This window comes from Arthrobacter sp. H14, assembly GCF_000520495.1.
Classification (GTDB): domain Bacteria; phylum Actinomycetota; class Actinomycetes; order Actinomycetales; family Micrococcaceae; genus Arthrobacter_C.
Genome location: NZ_KI914656.1, coordinates 4476 through 9106 on the forward strand (window position 1 = coordinate 4476; position 4631 = coordinate 9106).

Annotated in this window: 3 protein-coding genes and 1 pseudogene; all 4 read right to left on the bottom strand. The window is 63.4% G+C overall.

Features of this window, described 5'->3' with window-relative positions; translation table 11 throughout:
- Nucleotides 1-2027: excinuclease ABC subunit UvrA (locus tag Y707_RS25625; RefSeq protein WP_035781590.1), on the bottom strand; the 2027-nt coding region annotated here is incomplete at its 3' end.
- Nucleotides 2027-2269: a DUF2630 family protein gene (locus Y707_RS0112510; RefSeq protein ID WP_026535353.1), complete on the bottom strand. Its 243-nt coding sequence runs from the start codon at nt 2267-2269 to the stop codon at nt 2027-2029. The genes Y707_RS0112510 and Y707_RS25625, both read right to left, overlap by 1 nt.
- Before the next feature lie 87 nt (nt 2270-2356).
- Nucleotides 2357-2815, bottom strand: coding sequence for a hypothetical protein (locus Y707_RS0112515; RefSeq protein ID WP_155852954.1), 459 nt, complete (start codon nt 2813-2815; stop codon nt 2357-2359).
- A gap of 34 nt (nt 2816-2849) precedes the next feature.
- Nucleotides 2850-4616, bottom strand: a pseudogene (locus Y707_RS33270) (S9 family peptidase).
- Between the last annotated feature and the right edge of the window lie 15 nt (nt 4617-4631).

Consider the following 4631-nt stretch of genomic DNA (forward strand, 5'->3'; position numbering starts at 1 on the left):
TATCCCAGGCCAACGTCGGCGAGCCGGTCGAGGATCTTGTGCGCGGCCGGCGTACGTGCCTCGCCGGCGCCAAAGAATTCCTCAGCTTGGGCGACTGACATCGCAAGCACTTCGGTGATGTCCTTGCCACCGAGTTTGTACTCAAGCACCGCTGCCTGGAACCGCTTGCCTTCGCATTCCTCACAGGTGGTGGCGACGGTCTCCATCACGCCCAGCTCGGTGTAAATCACGCCGGCACCGTTGCAGGTGGGGCAAGCGCCCTCCGAGTTGGCGCTGAACAGCGCCGGCTTCACCCCGTTAGCTTTTGCAAAGGATTTGCGGACCGGCTCGAGCAGGCCTGTGTAGGTTGCGGGATTGGAGCGGCGCGAACCCTTGATACCGGCCTGATCGATGACGATCACGCCGTCACGCCCTGCAAGATTTCCGTGAATCAGCGAACTCTTACCGGAGCCGGCGACCCCGGTGACGACGGTGAGGAGTCCCGTCGGAACATCGACGTCGACATCCTGAAGATTATTCTGCCGTGCGCCACGGATCTCCAGAGCTCCCGTGGACTTCCGCACAGATTCCTTGAGGCGGGCGCGGTCGTCGAGGTGGCGGCCGGTGATGGTATCGCTCCCCCGCAGCCCCTCAACCGTGCCCTCGAACACCAATTCGCCACCAGCTGTCCCGGCGCCGGGACCGAGGTCCACCACATGGTCGGCGATCGCGATCGTCTCCGGCTTGTGCTCGACGACCAGCACGGTGTTGCCCTTGTCCCTCAGCCGGAGCAGCAGATCGTTCATCCGGGCAATGTCGTGCGGGTGCAGACCGATGGTCGGTTCGTCGAAGACATACGTGATGTCAGTCAGCGCGGAACCGAGGTGGCGGATCATCTTGGTGCGCTGGGCTTCTCCCCCGGACAGCGTGCCGGCCGGCCGATTGAGGCTCAGGTAGCCGAGCCCAATCTCGACGAAGGAGTCAAGGCTTTCCTCCAGCGTCGTCAGCAGCGGCGCCACCGATGGCTCGTCGAGCCCGCGGACCCATTCGACCAGCTCGTTGATCTGCATGGCACACGCGTCCGCGATGCTGATCCCGTTGATTTTTGAGGACCGGGCAGCCTCACTGAGCCGGGTGCCGCCGCATTCGGGGCATGCCGTGAACGTAATCGCGCGGTCGACAAATGCCCGGATGTGCGGCTGCATCGCCTCGCGGTCCTTGGAGAGCATCGACTTCTGGATTTTCGGAATCACGCCTTCGAAGGTCAGGTTGACGCCCTCGACCTTGATCTTGGTCGGTTCCTTGTACAGCAGGTCTTTCAGTTCTGCCTGGCTGTAGTCGCAGATCCGTTTGTCCAGGTCAAGCCCCACCCCACGAAGCAGGCGGCCTTGCCAGCCACTCATGGTGTAGCCGGGGATGGTGAGTGCCTCCTCGTTCAGGGACTTACTGTCGTCGTAGAGTTGCGCCAGGTCGAAGTCCGTCACCCGTCCGGTGCCCTCGCACTTCGGACACATGCCACCGGTGATGCTGAAGTCCCGCCGCTCCTTGACCTTCTCCCCGCCCTTCTCGAAGGTGACGGCGCCGGCGCCGCTGATTGAGGCGACGTTGAACGAGAATGCCTGCGGCGATCCGACGTGCGGCTCACCGAGCCGGCTGAAGAGGATGCGCAGCAACGCGTTCGCGTCCGTCGCGGTACCGACGGTCGAGCGCGGATTTGCGCCCATCCGCTCCTGGTCGACGATGATCGCCGTCGTCAGCCCTTCGAGGATGTCGACGTCGGGCCGCGCCTGCGTCGGCATGAATCCCTGCAGGAAGGCGCTGTAGGTTTCATTGATCATCCGCCGCGACTCTGCGGCGATGGTGGCGAAGACCAGCGAACTCTTGCCCGAGCCGGAGACGCCGGTGAAGACCGTCAGCCGGCGCTTCGGGATCTCGACGTCGATATTCTTGAGGTTGTTTTCGCGCGCACCCTGCACCCGGAGCAGATCATGGGTGTCGGCAACATGCAGCCCGGATGACGGCGATTCGGGCCGCGTAGTTGTGCTCACTACTGTCTGTATCCTTCGACCTGATCCACCGGCCGGGCGGAAACGTCCTCCGGATTCCCGCCTGTTTCCTGCTTGGCCCTCCGCTGCCGCAGCAGATCCCAGCACTGATCCAGGGACTCCTGGACGCGGCGCAGTTCGGCACGGTTTGCCTCCACCTCGTCTTCGCTGGCGGAGGCCTCCCGCAGCTGGTGCTCCTGGTCAACCAGCGCCTGAATGCGTTCTTGAATGTCCTGATTGTCCATAACAACTCCTTGAGTCCGCTCGAATACTCTTCGTCATCAGGCTACTTATAGTCGACCTGTCGGTAAAGGCGTACGAGGCTCTCATGCTCAGTCGGTGCGCTGGGGCGCCCGCCAGGCATACGCCTTCATGAAGACAACGCCAAGCAGCGTTCCCAGGCCAAGTGCGAGAAGGAAGGGCGCGACCGCCGTCAGGGATTGCCCGTAGGTCATCAACAGAAATGCCTCCTCCTGTGCCTCCACGGAGCTCGGCATCATTTGCATGTTGATCAATTGCCCGCCGCCGAAAAATGCCACCACTGCACCCACGATCAAAATGCAACCGGCGATAATCAGCAATCGAATGTATGGGTTTGGTCCGGCGCTGGTCTGTACAGCAGCGGGAGGGTCCGGATCCACCCGCTCCCCCGCCGGCGTCACCGGTGCAACCTCTACAGACCCGGACTCACGGTCATCGGGAACGGCAGCCCGGTCCTTCTTTGCCGGAACGATCTTCTGTGGTTCCGCCTGATGGCCGCGCTGGTACATGGACTCGTATCTTTCGTCCATTGCTTTGTCTCCCCCTTGATGCTGAACGACGGCGTTACGCCCCGACGCGGTTTTGTGCGGTAGGCAGATACCGCGCCCACCAGCGCAGAATGTGCTCGAACCGCTGCTTCCGGTGGTGCGGTGTTCCGGCTCTGGACAGCTCATGGTTTTCACCGGGAAAGACCACCATTTCCGTTTCAACCCCTCGAAGCTTCAGCGCCGTGTAGTACCGATGCGCCTGTTCCAGCGGGCAGCGCAGGTCCTCCTCGGAATGGATGATCAACGCCGGTGTGTCCACCTTGTCAATGTGCGCGAACGGATTCTGGCCCTTTACCTTTTCCGGGTCGCTGCCGGTTTACTCGTTCGAGAAGAACCAGCCGATGTCGGAAGAGCCAATAAACGACGGCGGATCAAGGTAGCCGCGCTCGACGATCGCGGCCGTGAACCGGTGGTCCTGGGAGATGGTCCAGGCTGTGAGGTAGCCGCCGTAGGAGCCGCCCATGATTCCCAGCCGGCCGTCGTCGAGCCCGTCGAATTCAGACAATGCGCCTTCGAGGAAACCCAGGACGTCGAGAAGGTCAACAGTTCCCATCGCCCCCTTGATCGAACGGCCGTGTTCCTGCCCGTAGCCAGCCGCTCCGCGCGGATTGGGCATCAGCACGGCATAGCCGGCCTCGACATACACCTGCGCTTCGTCGAAGAGTCCCCAGCCGTACTGCGCAAACGGACCTCCGTGAATGTTGAGCAGCACCGGATGCGGCCCCTCCCCCTCCGGCAGCAGGACCCAGCCGTGCACGGGGTAGCCGTCGTCGGCCTGGTAGGTCACTTCCTTGGGGAGTACGACGCCGGCTTCGTTCCGCAGTGGCGCGGAAAAGTCGGTCAGCTGCTTCAGCCCGCCCTCATGCACCAGCGCCACGTCTCCCATGGTCGCTGGATCGGAGAAGGTGACGACGACGGTGTCGCCCGACGCGTCCAGACCCGTCAGCAGCCGCGGCCCGGAGGCCAGGACCGCTGTACCGCCGTCGGCCGTCACATGGAGGACTTCCAGGGAACCGCGCGTGCGGTTGGTGACCAGGACGCCGTCGGCTCCAAACTGTGTCAGCGGTCCGCCGGTTTCGCCCAGGTCCACCGATTCCGCATCGGTCAGGCGGCGGCCGGAGGATGGTTCGGATACCGGTGCCACGTAGAGGCCGGTGTTCCGGGCGACGAAGTCTATACCGGTGCTGGAGAGTTCGCCGCCGAGGTAGAAGAGCCACTGGCCATCGGCGGAAATACGTCCGTCGGAGACTCCAAGGGTGGACCCGTTCAGATTGGTCAGCTGTTGCCGGTCTGTGCCGTCGGCGGCGATGGAATAGATGTCGCTGCGCAGATTTTCGTCGCGGTCCTCATGCAGGCTGGCGCTGAAGAGAATCCGATTGCCGTCGCCGGTAAAGACCGGACCGTTGTGGTCAGCGTCGGCGTCGGTCAACTGCATACTCTGCGGTACCGCGGAGAAGGCGTCGGCGTCCTCACCACCTGCGGAGTCCTTTGCCCGGCCGGTGGGGGCTACCGGCGGCTCCGCGTCGACCGGTGGCACCTCTACCAGGAACAGCTGCGAGCGCTTGTCGCCGGTATAGCCGACGCCGTTCATGCGGAAGTTAAGGGTGTCAATGTGGCGCGCGTCCTCGGCGGCCGGTCCGACGCCGTCGATTGTTCCGTAGCGGCCATGCTCGGGCACCCGCGCCGTGTAGGCAATCCGGGTGGAATCCGGTGACCAGTCAAAAGAGCCGACTGCCAGTTTCTGGTCAGTGACCGCTTGGGCCTCCCCTCCCCTGGCATCCATGATGTGCAGTTGCGG